The 15,761-nt window shown below is 72.0% G+C and carries 11 protein-coding genes and 2 pseudogenes; 8 read left to right on the top strand and 5 right to left on the bottom strand.

Going from position 1 to position 15,761, the window contains the following annotated elements:
• Positions 1 to 286: 286 nt before the first annotated feature.
• The 3 genes and pseudogenes from Q1N79_RS10560 to Q1N79_RS10550 all read left to right on the top strand — a co-directional run.
• Positions 287 to 635, top strand: a pseudogene (locus tag Q1N79_RS10560) (glutamine synthetase); the annotation flags it as partial.
• Between the two features lie 11 nt (positions 636 to 646).
• Entirely contained in the window at positions 647 to 1,411 is a 765-nt protein-coding gene (locus Q1N79_RS10555) for a 3-oxoacyl-ACP reductase (protein WP_300607570.1), read from the top strand.
• A 175-nt stretch (positions 1,412 to 1,586) separates the two neighbouring features.
• A complete protein-coding gene (locus tag Q1N79_RS10550) occupies positions 1,587 to 2,951 on the top strand; it encodes an MFS transporter (RefSeq protein ID WP_300607568.1) in 1,365 nt (454 codons plus the stop codon).
• Between the two features lie 88 nt (positions 2,952 to 3,039).
• Here the strand turns inward: Q1N79_RS10550 and Q1N79_RS10545 are convergent, their stop codons facing one another.
• From Q1N79_RS10545 to Q1N79_RS10535, 3 genes are all read right to left on the bottom strand, one after another.
• On the bottom strand, positions 3,040 to 4,188 hold the full coding sequence (locus Q1N79_RS10545) for a putative Ig domain-containing protein (RefSeq protein ID WP_300607566.1): 1,149 nt from the start codon (positions 4,186 to 4,188) through the stop codon (positions 3,040 to 3,042).
• Between the two features lie 207 nt (positions 4,189 to 4,395).
• Complete coding sequence (gene serA / locus Q1N79_RS10540; protein WP_367185054.1) at positions 4,396 to 5,628, bottom strand: phosphoglycerate dehydrogenase; 1,233 nt, start codon at positions 5,626 to 5,628, stop codon at positions 4,396 to 4,398.
• A gap of 61 nt (positions 5,629 to 5,689) precedes the next feature.
• Positions 5,690 to 8,623, bottom strand: coding sequence for a BTAD domain-containing putative transcriptional regulator (locus Q1N79_RS10535; protein WP_300607563.1), 2,934 nt, complete (start codon positions 8,621 to 8,623; stop codon positions 5,690 to 5,692).
• A 454-nt stretch (positions 8,624 to 9,077) separates the two neighbouring features.
• On the opposite strand from Q1N79_RS10535, the gene Q1N79_RS10530 reads away from it, so the two are divergent.
• The 4 genes from Q1N79_RS10530 to Q1N79_RS10515 all read left to right on the top strand — a co-directional run bounded on the left by Q1N79_RS10530 (position 9,078) and on the right by Q1N79_RS10515 (position 12,971).
• Entirely contained in the window at positions 9,078 to 9,950 is an 873-nt protein-coding gene (locus Q1N79_RS10530; RefSeq protein WP_300607561.1) for a DUF929 family protein, read from the top strand.
• A 121-nt stretch (positions 9,951 to 10,071) separates the two neighbouring features.
• Positions 10,072 to 11,055, top strand: a complete 984-nt coding sequence (locus tag Q1N79_RS10525; RefSeq protein ID WP_300607558.1) for a DUF929 family protein — start codon at positions 10,072 to 10,074, stop codon at positions 11,053 to 11,055.
• A gap of 210 nt (positions 11,056 to 11,265) precedes the next feature.
• Complete coding sequence (locus tag Q1N79_RS10520) at positions 11,266 to 11,868, top strand: vitamin K epoxide reductase family protein (RefSeq protein WP_300607551.1); 603 nt, start codon at positions 11,266 to 11,268, stop codon at positions 11,866 to 11,868.
• Between the two features lie 182 nt (positions 11,869 to 12,050).
• Positions 12,051 to 12,971 (top strand): cytochrome c oxidase assembly protein, encoded by a 921-nt coding sequence (locus Q1N79_RS10515; RefSeq protein WP_300607547.1) that lies wholly within the window; start codon positions 12,051 to 12,053, stop codon positions 12,969 to 12,971.
• Positions 12,972 to 13,298: 327 nt separating this feature from the next.
• Here Q1N79_RS10515 and Q1N79_RS30645 read toward each other — a convergent pair.
• Positions 13,299 to 14,033, bottom strand: a pseudogene (locus Q1N79_RS30645) (DMT family transporter); the annotation flags it as partial.
• Between the two features lie 428 nt (positions 14,034 to 14,461).
• On the opposite strand from Q1N79_RS30645, the gene Q1N79_RS10500 reads away from it, so the two are divergent.
• A complete protein-coding gene (locus tag Q1N79_RS10500; protein ID WP_300607538.1) occupies positions 14,462 to 15,148 on the top strand; it encodes a hypothetical protein in 687 nt (228 codons plus the stop codon).
• A gap of 78 nt (positions 15,149 to 15,226) precedes the next feature.
• Here the strand turns inward: Q1N79_RS10500 and Q1N79_RS10495 are convergent, their stop codons facing one another.
• The gene (locus Q1N79_RS10495; protein WP_300607536.1) at positions 15,227 to 15,745 is read right to left on the bottom strand and encodes a gamma carbonic anhydrase family protein; all 519 of its coding nucleotides are present in this window, start codon (positions 15,743 to 15,745) and stop codon (positions 15,227 to 15,229) included.
• Positions 15,746 to 15,761 lie beyond the last annotated feature (16 nt).

Below are 15,761 nucleotides of genomic sequence, written 5' to 3'. Positions count from 1 at the left end.
CGGCCTCCGCGGCGGGTCCGGCTGACGGCCGCTGTGCGTCCCTGGTGCGGATGCCCGTGGCGAGCAGGTAGGCGCCGGCGGCGGCGGTGCACATCCAGAGCACCATTGCGGCGATGGCCACGCGCTGTCTCCTCTCATTCCCCGGTCGAATCTACCCGTACCGCCCGCGGCCGGTCAGGCCGGGTGCGGGGCGGCGGATGTTGATCTTGACACGCTCCGCCCCCGTGATGGGTCAATTTGTCCACTGGAGTACCCAGGACACCGTCGTGAACATCGAGGCGCTGCGCTGGCGGGGCTGCGGGAGCTGACGCTGCTGTTCGCGCCGACGATCAACTCCTGCAAGCGGTACGCTCCCGGGAGCTTCGCGCCGACCACGGTGGCGTGGGGACCTGACAACAGGACCTGCGCGCTGCGGCTGGTCGGGCACGGGCCACGCGTACGCGGTCTCGGGGATGCCGCGGGTGCCGGTGTCGCTTGACGCGGCGCTGGCGCTATGGTCGTCGTCGGCGCTCGCGGCCGAGGCGTTCGGCAAGGACGTGGTCGGCCGCTATGCGACGATGGCGCGGGTGGAGCTTGCCGCCTACGGCAGCGCGGTGACGGACTGGAAGCTGCGCAGGTACTTCGAGCGGATCTAGGGGGCGCGGGCGTGGACAGGCTTGAGGGACGCACGGCGGTCGTCACCGGGGCGGGCAGCGGGATCGGGCTGGCGACCGTGCAGCGGTTCGCCGACGAGGGCGCCAACGTGGTCGCGGTCGACATCGACGTGGCGGCGGGCGACAAGGCGGCGGAGGCGGCCGGCGGGGTGTTCGTCCAGGCCGACGTGAGCGTTCCCGCGGATGTGGCCCGTGTCTTCGCCGTGGCCTATGACACGTACGGGTCCGTCGACGTCGCCTTCAACAACGCGGGGATCTCCCCGCCCGGGGACGACTCGATCCTGACCACCGAGCTTGACGCGTGGCAGCGGGTGCAGGAGGTGAACCTGACGTCGGTGTACCTGTGCTGCCGCGAGGCGATCCCGTACATGCGGCGGCAGGGCAAGGGGTCGATCATCAACACGGCGTCGTTCGTCGCCGTCATGGGCTCGGCGACCTCGCAGATCTCCTACACCGCGTCCAAGGGCGGCGTGCTCGCCCTGTCGCGGGAGCTTGGCGTGCAGTTCGCGCGGGAGGGCATCCGGGTCAACGCGCTGTGCCCCGGGCCGGTCAACACGCCGCTGCTCGCCGAGCTGTTCGCCGCCGACCCCGAGCGCGCCGCGCGCCGCCTGGTGCACGTGCCGGCCGGCCGGTTCGCCGAGGCGTCCGAGATCGCGGCGGCCGTGGCGTTCCTCGCCAGCGACGATGCCTCGTTCATCACCGCGGCGACGTTCCTGGTCGACGGCGGGATCTCCGGCGCGTACGTGACGCCGCTGTGAGGTCGCGGCCGTCACGTCCGCGCCCAGGATCTGCAGGTGCAGCGCGGCCAGCGCGGCGGGCGCGCAGCCGTGCCCCGCTGACCTCAACCGCGGACCCGGCGTCGTCGCGGACCTCGAGCGGCCCGGGGATCGCGACCTGCACGCTTCAATTGTGCCCGGAGCATATGGTTGTCCCGTGCCGGAACGACAGCAGGACAAACCGGCGGATGCCGACCTGCCCGGGACCGGATCGGCCGGCCGCCCGGCCGCGGACACCACGGTCACGGCGGGCCGCGGCCTGTGGCACCACCGCGACTTCCTGCTCCTGTGGGGCGGGCAGACCGTCAGCGAGATGGGGTCGGCGGTCACGAACCTGGCGCTCCCGCTGACCGCTGTCGTGGTGCTCAAGGCGACCACGTTCGAGGTGGGCCTGCTGACCGCGGCGGCCACCCTGGCCTTCGCCCTGATCGCCTTGCCCGCCGGCGCGCTCGTCGACAGGCGGGCCAAGCGCGGGATCATGGTCGCTTGTGACGCCGCGCGCCTGGTCATCATCGGCTCGGTGCCTGTGGCGTGGTACGCCGGCGTCCTGACGATGGGCCAGCTCTACGCGGTCGCCGTGACAGCCGGGGTCGGCACGGTGTTCTTCGACGTCTCCTACCAGAGCTACCTGCCCGTGCTGCTGGCCCAGGAACACCTGATGGACGGCAACGGCAAGCTGGGCGCCACCCAGTCGTTCGCGCAGCTGGTCGGCCCTGGCCTGGGCGGCGGGCTGGTCGGGGCGTTCGGCGCGGCCGGCGCGATGTCCGCGGACGCCGTGTCCTACCTGGTATCGGTCGCGTCGCTGCTCGGCATCAGGCACCGCGAGCCCCGGGCACGGCCGGCGGACGGAGACGCCGCCGCGCGCCCCGGGCCCCGGGGTCTTCGCGCGGAGATCGGCGAGGGCCTGCGCTACGTGGTGGGGCACCCGATCCTGCGCAAGGTCGTCGCGTGCACGGGAACCTCGAACCTGTTCAGCTCGATGGCAACGGCGGTGGAGATCATCTTCCTGGTGCGCGTGCTCCATGTGCGGCCCGCCTACACGGGGCTGATCTTCGCCATTGCCGCGATCGGGGGTGTCGTCGGCGGCGTGTTCTCCGGGCGGCTGGCCAGGCGGGTCGGCACGGCGCGGATCATCTGGGTCTCGATCCTGATCTTCGGCCTGCCGCAGCTGCTGCCGGCGCTCGCCGAGCCCGGCTGGCGAGTGGTGCTGTTCCCGATCGGGTTCGCGGGGACGTTCTTCTCGGCGGTGGTGTACAACGTGGCACAGGTCAGCTACCGGCAGGCCGTCACCCCGCCGCGCCTGATGGGCCGGATGAACGCGGCCACCCGCTGGATCGTGTGGGGCACGATGCCGCTCGGCGCCGTCATCGGCGGGGCGCTCGGCACCGCGATCGGGATCCGCCCGACCCTGTGGATCGGGTTGGCCGGCAGCTGGGCCGCCGGGTGGTGGGTGTACTTCTCGCCGCTGCGGCGCATGCGCGACGTGCCGCACGAGGCCGCGGCCGAGCCGGCACCGGGCTAGCACGCGCCCGACTCGACGTCCTCTCGCGGCGGTGCTCGCCGTCGGCTCGGCTATCCGGCGCTATCTGGGCCGCAGGCCTGGCCTTTCCTCAGGCGCGGGTGACGGCGACCGTGGCCGCCGTCAGGTTGTTGAACAGGTCGGGGTCGGGGCTGGCCGAGCCGGCGGCGGCGGCGACAACCGCGGCGCCGGCCTGCTGCCCCGTCACGCTGATCGTGAGCGCGACGGACTGCCCGGCCGGCAGCGACCCCAGCGACCAGGCCAGCACCCCGCCGATCCGCGAACAGCCGCCCGAGCAGCCGGTCACCCGAAGCTGCGCCGACGCCACGGCTCCGGCCAGCACGCCGACGGCAAGCGCGGGCCCGGCGTTGGTCACGGTCAGCGTGCACGTCCCGGACTCGTCCACCGCCAGGCCGGAGGGACAGGACAGCCCCGCCTCGACGTCGGCCTGGTCCGAGACCGTCACCGTGAACACCGCCGTCGTCACGCTGCCCAGGCTGTTGGCCGCGGTCACCGGATAGCTGAACGACCCGGTGCCGGACGGCGGGGTCCCGGACACCAGCCCGGTCGCCGGGCCGACCGTCAGCCACGACGGCGCCCCGCCGCCCAGCGTGAACGCCGGCTCCGGCACACCGGAGGCCGCGAACTGGCAGGAATACGGCGTGCCGGCCGCCGCGGTCAGCGGCGGGGCATCGGCGGTGAACGCCGGCGCCTGCTGCACCTCGATCGCCTGCTGGACCTGCGCGGCCGCCGAGTAGTCGGTGCCGCCCGCCTGGTTGGCGTCGACCACGCAGGTCCCGCCGGCCAGGTAGCTGACCGTGTCCCCGGACACGTCGCACACCCCGGCACCGGAGGAGGCGTCGACCGTGAACACCACCGGGTTGCCCGAGTCGCCCCCGGTCGCGGCCAGCGTCGCGGTTGTCCCTGCGACTGCCGTGGCCGGGGCGGTGAAGCCGATCACCTGGCCGGCCTGCGTCACCGTGAACGCCCCGCCGACATAGTCCACCGCATACCCCGCCGACGCGCTCAGCCCCGAGCAGTTCGCCCCGTCGATCGTGTAACTGCCCCCGGCGGTCAGCCCCGGGGTCACCAGCGTCCCGCCGTTGACCGTTGTGCACGTCACCGTGCCGGAGACCGTGACCCCGCCCGGAGCGGCGTAGCTCGCGGTGAACACCGCGGCCGACGACCCGTACACCTGCCCGCCGGTCACCGTGACCAGGACCACCGGGTAACTGATCACGACCTCACCATTAGGAGCGTCATCCGGCGCCGGCCCGGCCGCCACCGACGCGTCCGTCGCCGAACCGGTGGAGCTGGAACCGCCGCCACCACCGCCGCCGCCGGCACCGGGGAGCACCGCGCAACGGACCAGGCTACAGCCCTGGCCGGCGCCGGACCGCGGGCGCCGGGACCGGCCTGCCGGGGGCTCGGGCTAAGGGGCTCGGGGCTAGCCGGACTCGATCGTGCGCAGCCTGATCGTCACGCCCATCGCGCGCAGCTCGTCGAGCACGTCCTCGCTGTAGGTCGTGCCGATGTCGGTGAGCACGTAGCCGAGTTCGTCGCGGGTGCGCAGCAGCTGGCCCTCGACGTTCACGCCGTGCTCGGCCAGGACCCGGTTGATCGTGGCGAGCACGCCGGGGACGTTCTGGTGCAGGTGCGACAGCCGGTGCGTGCCGGGCACCGCGGGCAGCGCGGCGTTCGGCATGTTGACGCTCATCGAGGTCGCGCCGCTCTCGGCGAAGTCGATCAGCTTGGTCGACACGAAATCGCCGATGTCCTGCTGCGCCTCCTCGGTGGAGCCGCCGATGTGCGGGGTGAGGATGACGTTGCTCAGCCCGCGCAGCTCGGACACGAACTCCTCGCCGTTGCCCTTGGGCTCGGCAGGGAACACGTCGACCGCCGCGCCGGCGATGTGCCCGGACTCGATGTGGCGCCGCAGCGCCACGTGGTCGACGACGAACCCGCGGGACAGGTTGAGGAACAGCGACCGCGGCCGCATCCGGGCGAACTCGGCCTCGCCGAAGAACCCGTGGTTGCCAGCCCGGCCGTCCACGTGCAGGGTCACGGTCTCGACCGACTCGAGCAGGTCCTCAAGCGAGGAGCAGCGGCGGGCGTTCCCGATCGCCAGCTTGTCGGCGATGTCGTAGAAGTACACGCTCATGCCGAGGCTTTCGGCGATCACGGACAGTTGCGTGCCGATGTTCCCGTAACCGACGATGCCGAGCTTGCGGCCGCGCACCTCGTGCGCGCCCCTTGATGACTTGTCCCAGACCCCGGCGTGCATATTGGCGTTCTTCTCCGGCAGCCGCCTGGCCATCGAGATGATCTCCGCGATCGCCAGCTCGACGACGCTGCGGGTGTTGGAGAACGGCGCGTTGAACACCGCGACGCCGCGCCTGGCGGCCGCCGCGAGGTCGACCTGGTTCGTGCCGATGCAGAACGCGCCGACGGCCAGCAGCTCGGGGGCCGCGGCGAGCACGCGCTGCGTGACATGGGTCTGGGACCTGATGCCGACGAGGCTGACCCCGTGCAGCGCCGCGATGAGATCGTCCTCGCCGAGCGCCCGCGGCATCGTCCGCACTTCGTAGCCGGCCTTCGTCAGTCGCGCCGTCGCGTCAGGGTGGATGTTCTCAAGCAGCAGCGCGCGGTTGAGCGTGTCCAGCGTCAGCACCTTTCCCAGGGAAACAAAATCGGCCACCATACGTAACCATATCGCATGGTCAGCAACGGCCGCGGCGGCCTCAGGCGCCGACGGCGCCCGCGGCGGCCGTGCCCGCCGTGGCGCCCGCCGCGGCGCCGTCGACGGCGAGCGTGGCCAGCCGGGCGCGGACCGGACCGCTGTCCACGCCGGGAAGCCTGGCCTGCACGGCCAGCGCGAGCTCCCAGCTGCGCCGGGCGGCGGCGGGCTGCCCGGCGGCGACCTGGACGTCGCCAAGCCCGGTCAGCGAGCCCGACTCGCCGTCCAGGTCGCCGATGTTCCTGTACAAGTCCAGGGCCCGCTCGTAGTGGGCGATGGCCTGCGGGTAGTCGGCCAGCCCGCGGTAGGCGTAGCCGATGCTGTCGAGCGTGTCGGCCACGGCGCCGCGGCTGCCCGAGTCGCGGTGCAGCTCAAGCGCGCGCCGGCAGTGCCGCAGCGCCTCGGCGTGCTGGCCGAGGTGCGCGTAGATCCAGCCGACCGCGTTCTCCGATGAGGCGACCGCCGCCCGGTCGGCGAACGAGCGGCGCAGCCGCAGCGCCTCGGACGCGTGCTCGATCGCGTCGGAGTACCGGCCCTCCTGGTCAAGCAACGCTGCCAGGCCGTACTGCACCATCGCGATGCTGACGTGATCACCGAGCCGGGTGAACAGCTCGAGGGCCTGCTCCAGGTGCGCGTGGCTCGCCGCGAAGTCGCTCACTCGCGCGCTCGCGTGACCGAGCTCGTAGTGCACGTGCGCGAGGGCGACCGGGTCGCCGAGGCGCTCCGCCGACGCCAGCGCCGTCCGCTGTAGCTCCGCCACCTCGTGCATCAGGCCGCTGCGCGTCAGGATCGTCGCCCAGTACCAGGCCAGCGTCCAGCACTGGGCGTCGAAGCCCGCCTCGGCGGCCATGGCGAGGACGGCGTGCAGCACGCGATGCTCGGCCGCGAACCAGGCGAGCACCGCCTCGTACGAGCCGAGGTTCTCGGGGGTGACGTCCGGTACCGCCGGCGGCAGCCGGACCTGGCTGCGCACGGGGTGCAGGCGCACGGAACCCGCGTAGGCGGTGCGCAGGTAGTGGTCGAGCAGCCGACGGCGTGCCGCGTCGCGCTCGTCCTCGCTCTCGTCGGCGGCCGCCCGCTCCGCCGCGTACGCGCGCAACAGCTCGTGGCAGCCGAACCGGCCGGGACCGCCCGCGTCCTCGCTCAGCAGCGAGGCGCGGGTCAGCTCGGCCAGCGCGGTGCGCGCGGCCGGCAGCGGCGTCCCGGCCAGGCTGGCCGCGGCGGCCACCGAGATGTCCGGCTTGGGGTGCACCCCGAGCAGCCGGAACATCCGGGCCGCCCGTTCGCTGAGCTTTTGATAGGACCAGGAGAAGACGGCCCGCAGGTCGGTCGTCACATCGCCGGTCTCGAGCACGTCGAGCCGTCCGCGGGCGTCACGCAGCTCGGCGGCCAGGTCCGCGAGCGCGACACCCGGCCGGGTGACGGCCCGCGCGCAGGCCACGCTCAGCGCCAGCGGCAGCCCGGCGGACTGCTCGATCAGCTCGGCGGCCGCGGTCGGCTCGGCGGCCACCCGCACCGGGCCCATCCGGTGCGCGAGCAGTTCGCGGGCCTCGGCTTCTGACAGCACCTGCAGCGGCAGCGGGCGGGCGCCCTCGGCGGCGACCAGGCCAGTCAGCTGGCTGCGGCTGGTGATCACGACCATGCACGACGGGCTGCCTGGGAGCAGCGGCCGTACCTGCTCCGTGGACCGCGCGTTGTCGAGCAGCAGCAGCATCCGCTTGCCCTCGAGCAGGCTGCGGAACAGCCCGGTCTGCGCCTCCAGGCTGGCCGGGACTCGTCGCTGCGGCACGCCGAGCGCCTCGAAGAAGCCGCGCAGCGCCACTTCCGGCTCGGCAGGCGCGCCGGAGGGGTCGAAGCCGCGCAGGTTCACGTAGAGCTGACCGTCGGGGAAGCGCTGCGCCACCTGGCGGGCGAACCGGACCGCCAGCGCGGTCTTGCCGACGCCAGCGGTGCCCGTGACGACCGCCACGGCAGACTCGCCCGGAGCCGCTCCCGGACTCTCCGGGACCATCGCGTGCAGCCAGCGCAGCTCCGCCGCCCGGCCGGCGAAGCCGGCGGTCTCCGGTGGCACCTGCGCAGGAGTCGGGGCGGCCGGCGCCACGGGATCGGCGAGCTGCCCCTGGCCGGCGCGGGGCATGTCAGCCGGGCCGTGGAGCGCGGGGTCCATCGCGAGGACCTGCTGGTAGATGTTGGTCAGCTCGGCGCTCGGGTCGATGCCGAGCTCCTCGGCCAGCCGCCCCCTGACGTCGTGGAACACCTGCAGCGCCTCCGCCTGCCTGCCGCAGCGGTAGAGCGCGATCATCAGCAGGCCGCGGGCTTGTTCGCGCAGCGGATGGTCGGCCGCCAGCGTGGTCAGCTCAGGCACCGCCTCGGCCGCCCTGCCCTGGGCGAGCAGCAGGTCGGCCCGCTCTTCTGCCGCCGCGGTGCGCAGCTCGCCAAGCCGCTGGCGTTCGGCCTCGGCGAACGGGCCTGGCACCCCGGCGAACGCGAGCCCGCGCCACAGCGCCAGCGCCTCGTCCACCGCGCGCGCGGCTCCCACCAGGTCGCCGGACGCGCGCAGGCCGCGGGCCCGGCCGAGGAACTGCTCGAACTGGTCGGAGTCGAGGCAGCCGGGATCGAGCCTGAGCACGTATCCCCCGCCCGCGGACACCAGCACGCGCGCGGGCGCGCGCCGCGGGTGGTCCGGGTCGCGGCGCGGCAGGTCAGGTTCCAGGACGCGCCGCAGTCCCGCGACGTAGGTGTAAATACCGCCCTCAGCGCTGGCGGGGGGCCCGTCGCCCCATACCGCGTCGACCAGCTCGCCCCGGGACACCACGTGGTTCGCCCGCATGGCGAGCACGCCGAGCACCGCGAGCTGCCGTGGCTGTCCCGCCGGGACCTCGCGCTCATCGCGCCATGCCGTCACCGGCCCAAGCACGCCGACCCGCAGCCGCACCACGGCTGGTGGCCCCCTTCATGCTGCGCCGCGTCCCGCCTGCTACGCGGCGTCGTCAGTTGGTACAACTATGCAGATTACCCGACTTCATCGTGCCCATCTAGAAAATATCTAGATCACATAGAGATAGGACGTTTATCACTGAACGAGTCCCTTCCGGCCAGGCGGTTGGCCGTTGGCCGTTGGCACCGCCTGGCCGGTGGATGCTGTCCGTCCGGCGCGGGACGTGTTCGATCGAACGCGCTCGCGGACCGGACTGGCGCGGGACGCTTCCCCCCCAGCGCCCCGCGCCGGGACGGCCGGCCCTCGCGGCACCCCCCTCACTCCCCCTGCCGCGGGGGCCGGCGGTCTGTCTCCTGCGACCCCGGCGCGCCCCGATTCAGGCCCGGTTTGGATGCCAGGCGTCCCGCCGGAACACCGCGCCGGTGAGTCGTGCCGAGGGCCTAGCATGGGTCGGGTGCGGAACCGGATGCTGCTCGCTGGCGGCGCGATCGTGGTGGTGGTCGCGGTCGTGCTCGCGTTCGTCCTGCTGCGCGGGAAGTCCCCGGCCAGCCACCCCACGGCGAGCAGTTCCCCGACCGGTCACTCCTCGGCCACCCCATCCGCCGGCGGTCCCACCGCGCCAACCGGGAGCGCGCTCGCCCAGCTCATCGCCACGACCACCACGGTCCCTGCCGCCACGCTCGACGCCGTCGGCGCCGGCCAGGTCAGCGCGCGCCCGACGTCGGTCAGCGGGCCGGCGCTGACCAGCGGCGGCAAGCCGGAGATGCTATACCTGGGCGCGGAGTTCTGCCCGTACTGCGCGGCCGAACGGTGGGCCATGGTCGTCGCGCTGAGCCGCTTCGGCACGTTCAGCGGACTGGCGGCCACGCACTCCGCCGCCCAGGACGGCGCGGGCAACTCGGAGCCGTACCCCGACACGCCGACCTGGACGTTCGCGACTGCGCACTTCACCAGCAAGTACCTGACGTTCACCCCGGTCGAGCTGTACACGAACATCCCCGACCCGGGCAACGGCGCGTACACCACGCTGCAGACGCCGACCAGCGCGCAGTTGGCCCTGATTAACAAGTACGACGGCCCGGGCGACATCCCCTTCATCGATTTCGGCAACAAGTACGTGATCGTCGGCGCCTCGTACGACCCCGGTGTGCTGGCCGGGCTGACGTGGAGCCAGATCGCCGCGGACCTGCACAACCAGGACAGCCCGGTGGCCAAGGCCGTGCTCGGCACCGCGAACTACATCACCGCGGCGATCTGCTCGCTCACCGGTGACCAGCCGGCGTCGGCCTGCACGTCCGTGGTGAAGTCGCTGCAGGCCCAGCTTTGAGGCCGCGGCCTCGGCGTTAGGTCGCGGCACGGTCTAGGTCAGGTTCCATTCGGGCCACCCAGAGGTTTCTCTCAGGTCCCCTCAAGACATAAGCAGCGAAAATCGCCCTACGATATGCGGCATGGGCAAAGCGAGCAGGACCAAGGTTCCCGACCGCCGCGCGCGGATCGCGGCGCAACGTGAGGCGGCGCGGCGGGCCGAGCAGCGCAAGCGGATCTACATAGCCGGCGGGTCGATCCTGGCCGTCGTCATCGTGGTGATCGCGTTCGTGCTGGTGAAGGCCAACAGCGGCAGCGGCACCGCGGCACCGGCGAGCAACGGCCCGACCGGCGCCGCGCTCGCGAAGTTGACCAAAGACGTCACCGGGGTGCCGCAGAGCGTCCTAGACAAGGTCGGCGCCGGCAGCATCGACAGCTCGAACTTCATCACGAGCGGCGAGATCTCCGACGCCAGCGGGGCAGGCGACGCCTACTTCGCGACCGTCGACGGCTCACCGCTCACGTCCGACGGCAAGCCGGAAGTGCTCTACATCGGGGCCGAGTACTGCCCGTTCTGCGGCGCCCAACGGTGGGCGATGATCGTGGCCCTGAGCCGCTTCGGCACGTTCTCCGGCCTCAAGACCATCCACTCCTCAAGCAGCGACTACGACCCGAACACGCCCACGTGGACGTTCTACGGCTCGACCTACACGAGCAAATACATCACGTTCACGCCGGTCGAGGAGACGACGAACGAGCGCCAGGGGAACTCCTCGAGCGACACCGTCCCGTACGTCACGCTGCAGACCCCGACGACCGCCCAGCAGAACTTGCAGACCGAGTATGACCCGGGCGACGGCGAGGGCAGCTCGATCCCGTTCATCGACATCGGCAACGAGTACGTCGAGGTCGGCAACCTCGCCCCGTACGGCCCTGACGAGCTCAAAGGCATGAACTGGGATCAGGTGGCGGCGGCGCTGACCCAGCCAACCTCGACGGTCGGGAAGGGCGCCGACGGCGCGGCGAACTATCTGATCGCCGGTATCTGCGCGCTCACGAAGAACCAGCCGAGCACCGCATGCACGCCCGCGATCCGGGCGCTGGAATCGGATTTCGCCACCTCCTAGCCCGTTCACGAGCGGTCATCGGCGGTAGGCTGAGCAGCGACCTGCCGCCGCGATCACAGCACTGGAGACCGAACCCCCATGGCAAGTTCGAAGGCGCGCTCCCGGAACCGGCCCGCCGCTAGCAAGGGGACTCGCGCCGGCACCACGGCCCGCGACAACTCCCGGACGGCAGGCGCGAGCGCTACCGGGTCATCCGCTACTGCCCAGGCGGTGGCCAGCAAGCCGACGGCACCCGGCGGCGTCAAGGCGACGCCTACGAGCAGGCCGCAGCCGGCCCCCCAGGCCAGGCCCGCCAGGCCCGGCGGGCGGCCGTCCGCTGAGGTCCCGCAGGAAGCCGGCGGCCCGTCCGGCCCGCCGCGGTGGCTGCAGATCGTCTCGCTCGCGCTGGCCATCGCGGGGCTCGGGGTGTCCGCCTACGAGACCTACGCGCACTTCAACGGGTCGAGGCTGTTGGGCTGCCCCACGGGCGGGCACGGGACGTTCAACTGCACCGCCGTGATCACCAGCCCGCAGTCGATGGTCTTCGGGGTCATCCCCGTGGCCATCCTCGGGCTCGCGTTCTACGTGTTCGTGGTCGCGATCATGACGCCGTGGGCGTGGCAGGCGCAGCGGCGCGAGGTGGCCTGGCTGCGGCTCGGCTCGATGATCGTGGGCATGGGGTTCGTGATGTACCTGATCTACGCCGAGCTGTACCAGATTGGGGAGATCTGCGAATACTGCACAGGCGTGCACGCGATCACGTTCCTGCTGTTCTGCATCACCGTGGTATCCGCCGCCCTCTGGGGACTCGGCAAGCCCAAGCCAGCGGAGTAGGACCTCCCGGCCAGCCAGGGGCCGGGATCCGGTCGCGCGCTCCGGTTCCCGGCCGCGCGTCTGTTGGTCCAGCGGGATCGATGACATCTTGCTCATGTTGCACTGGGGCCCTCACGATCGCGTCACGGCCCTGCGTACCGTGTTTGTGAGCTACAGCATGGCTACGCGAGTTAGGTGCCCGCATGCATTACATCCTGGACAACTGGTCGTTCGACCCGTTCCTGGTCATCGCGCTCGTGGTGGTCGTGTGGCACGAGATCGGGCTGCGGCGGCTCGCCAGCCGGTCCACGCCGGAGCGGACCAGGGAACGCAGGCTGCGGTCCTGCTGGTTCTACTCCGGCCTCGCGGTCTTCCTCATCGCGTTCGAGTCCCCGATCGACTATTGGGCCGGGTCGTACTTCCTGGTGCACATGCTGCAGCACCTGCTGCTGATGTTCGCCGCGCCGTCGCTGGTCGTCGCTGGCGCGCCGTGGCAGCCACTGCACGACGCGCTGCCCTGGCGGTCCGGCCCGCCGGCAGCGGGCGCGGGGGCTACGCACAGCTGGTCACAGCGGATGCGCAGGGCCGGCGGGTTCTTCCTGCGGCCGTGGGTGGCGATAGCCTGCTTCAACCTCGTGATGGTGGGCTGGCACATCCCTGCGCTGTTCGACGTGGGAGAGTCGAACTCGGCGGTGCGCGTGTGGCTGATGCTAACGAGCTTCTTCGTCGCGGGGGTGATCTTCTGGCTGCAGTTCATCCCCTCGCCGCCGTTCCGCAGCCAGCTGCCCCTGCTCGGCCGGGCCGCGGCGCTGCTCGCCACCAACGTCGTGATGATCATCATCGCGATGTCGCTGAGCATCTTCACGAACTATTCGGTGTATGCGATCTACAACCACGTGCCCGGCGTGACCCTGCCGCCGTTCGCTGACCAGCAGATCGGCGCGGCGATCTTGTGGGTGTGCGGCGACTTCTGGGCGCTGCCCACGATGATCGTCACGATCAGGAAGCTGATCGGTGACGAGGGCGGCGTCGGGACCGCGATGGAACGTTTCCTCGGCCGCGGCACCCAGAGCTCGACCGTCCGGGGCTGGGCCTCCTCGGGTTCGCGCGACCGGCTTTCGTAAGCCCCGCATACCGGGCTGTGACCGCTGGGCGGCCGCGTCGCCCGCCGGCTGCCCGGACGGGGCCTGGCCGTTCGCGGCCTGGCCGGCCGGGGGGCCCGTCACCGGCTCGGTGCTCGGCTGCTGGCCGTTCTCCTGCTGGCCGCTGTCCTGCTGCCCATTCGGCGCAGGCTCCTCCGCCGGCTGCCCGTCGGCGTGGCCGGAGTGCCTGCCGGGAATGCCGTGCGCAATCGTGGGCGGCGTCCACGTCCGCAGCTGCGACAGCGCCGGGGCACGGGCCACCATGATCACGCCGACGACCAGCGCGGCGATACCGCCCGCCTGGATCGCCAGCATTCCCGGGGCGACCTGGATGCGGTCACCGAAGACGATGATGCCGAGCAGGATGCCCACCAGCGGCTCGCCCGCGGAGATGGCAGGCAGCGACACCTGCAGCGGTCCGGCGTTGAACGCGCTCTGCATCAGCCAGATGCCCGTCACGCCCGCGCCGACCAGCGCGTATGGCGCCCACGCGGCGAACATCCCGCTGATCCCGTTGGACTGCAGGATCTGCAGGGTCTGCCGGGTCAGCGCGTCCTGGATGCCGAGCACCAGGCCCGCGCCGACCCCGGTGAGCATCGCCTTCGCCCGATTCGATCGCCTGCGGCCCGCCTGCACGGCCAGGAACGCGACCGCGGCGATCACGGCGGCGGCCGGCCAGTGCGACACCGAGCCGAACGACAGGCCGATCGGCTTCGCCGACCTCGACAACGACAGCAGCGCCACCCCGGTGCACAGCACCGCCGCGCCGAACACCTCCCAGAACCTGACCGACCGCCGCGCCAACGGCACCGCGAGCACCAGCGCGAAGATCAGGTTGGTGGCCAGCAGCGGCTCTACGAACGACAGCTCGAGGTGCCCGATCGACCAGGCCGCGAGAATGTAGCCGAGCACCATGCACGAGATCCCGGCGAGCCAGCGCGGGGCGCGCACCAGGTCGGTCATCAGCCGCCAGCTGAGAAAGCGCGACTGGGGCTCGCGTTCGGCCGCGTGCTGCTGCAGGACGAACCCGGTCCCGATCAGCATCGCGGCCAGCAGCGTGAGCCCGTAGTCGAGGCTGATGCCGATGTCACCAGCCAGACCAGAGCTCATGGTCGCTGTCGCCCCTGGTTTCGTACGGACGGGTCGCCTTGTGCGCGATCGCGCCGGAGCCCGGGATCCGGCGGTGCAGCACGCACTGGAACGTATGGTAGCCGGGTCCGGCGACCCAGCGGGCAGACGCGGGAAGCCGCCATCGGCCGACATCGAGCTGATACCCGGGCCGCCTATCATCCCGGGCTCGAAATGATAACGTTCCGGCGTTTCGCGGACCCGCCAGCCAACCGATTCCCGTCCGCGACGGCAATCTCTGCCGCCAGGGTCTGCCCAGGTCAGGCCGTACTATCATGAGGGCAGCCGCGGGTCAGCGGGCATGATTGCACAGCGTAGGGAGAGAGCCAGAGGTGGGGGACGCGATGGGCGGGTCTAAAATCACGCGCGCAGGCACGAAACGAACCGCCGGCCGGCCGCGGGCGGTCGGCACCCGGGACCGGATCATCGCTCATCTCGCGGCGGCCGCCGAGATCGCCGATCCCAACGGGATGGCGAGCACCAAGCTCGCCGGGGCAGTCGGGTACCCGGGTTCCAGCGTCGCGTTCGCGCAGCTGCTCTCCGGCATGGAGCGTGACGGGCTGATCGCGCGGGACGTGCGCGGCAAGCGCACCTACCGCATCGCCCTGCCTGGCACGCCGGCGCCGGCCACGCGCCCGAGGCGGGCGAACCCGGCCCCGACCGCCACCCAGGCGGCACCGCAAGCCGTCTCCGGCCTGGACTATGACGAGCTTGCCCGCAGGCTGCTCAGCCAGGTCATCCGGCGGCTCGCGACCAGCCCGGCCGACCTGGAGCAGACCGTGGCGGGGCTCGAGCGGGAGCTGGCCACCGCGTGGACCAGGCACGGAACGCTCACCGCGGAGAACGTGCGGTTGCGGCAGCAGCTCAGGCAGGCGCAACGCGACCTGGACCTGGCGCGCGAGCGCAATCGCCGCACTGCGATCGCCGGCGAGCTGGACCAGGGGGAGGCCGTCGAGCCCGAGCGGCTGCTCGACCCCGACACCGACGGCCGCGGCCAGCCGCCGGCCGGGACCGCGAGCTGGCGGCCGTGAGCCGGCCGGCCGCTAATCGTCTGGGGGCGGCAACGCCCAGGTGAACGCGGGGGCGGCGCGGTCGGGGGCGCAGGTCGGTTAGCGGAGGCGGCGCAGGCCTGCCCGGTGGTGGCGGGCGGTTTCGATGTAGGTGCTGACCGCCTGCCGTGTCCAGCTGGTGTCGACGCCGGTGCGCTTGATCGTCGCGGGCACGCCCGCCACCAGCGCGCCGGGCGGCACGACGAAGCCCTCGGGCACGAGGGCGGCCGCGGCGACGATCGAGCCCGCGCCGACGACGGCACGGTTCAGCGTCACAGACCCCGAGCCGATCAGGCATCCGTCCTCGACCACGCACCCCTCCAGGTGCGCGTTGTGCCCGATCACGCAGTCCGCTCCGATCACCGTCGGCGCGCGCACGCTCACGTGCACGACCGTGCCGTCCTGCACCGACGTCCGCGCGCCCACCGTGATCGTCCCGTGGTCGCCGCGGAGCACGGCACCCGGCCACACGGACGCCTCAGGGCCGATCGTCACCCGCCCGATCACCACCGCATCAGGGGCCACGTAGGCAAGTTCGTCGATGTCCGGCTCGTCATCGTCCAGGGCGTAGATCGGCACGTGCATAGGGTAGCGT

The sequence above is a fragment of the Trebonia sp. genome (assembly GCF_030042015.1).
GTDB lineage: Bacteria > Actinomycetota > Actinomycetes > Streptosporangiales > Streptosporangiaceae > Trebonia.
Note: the sequence above shows the minus strand (reverse complement) of the source record. Positions and strands in the feature narration are given on the sequence as shown.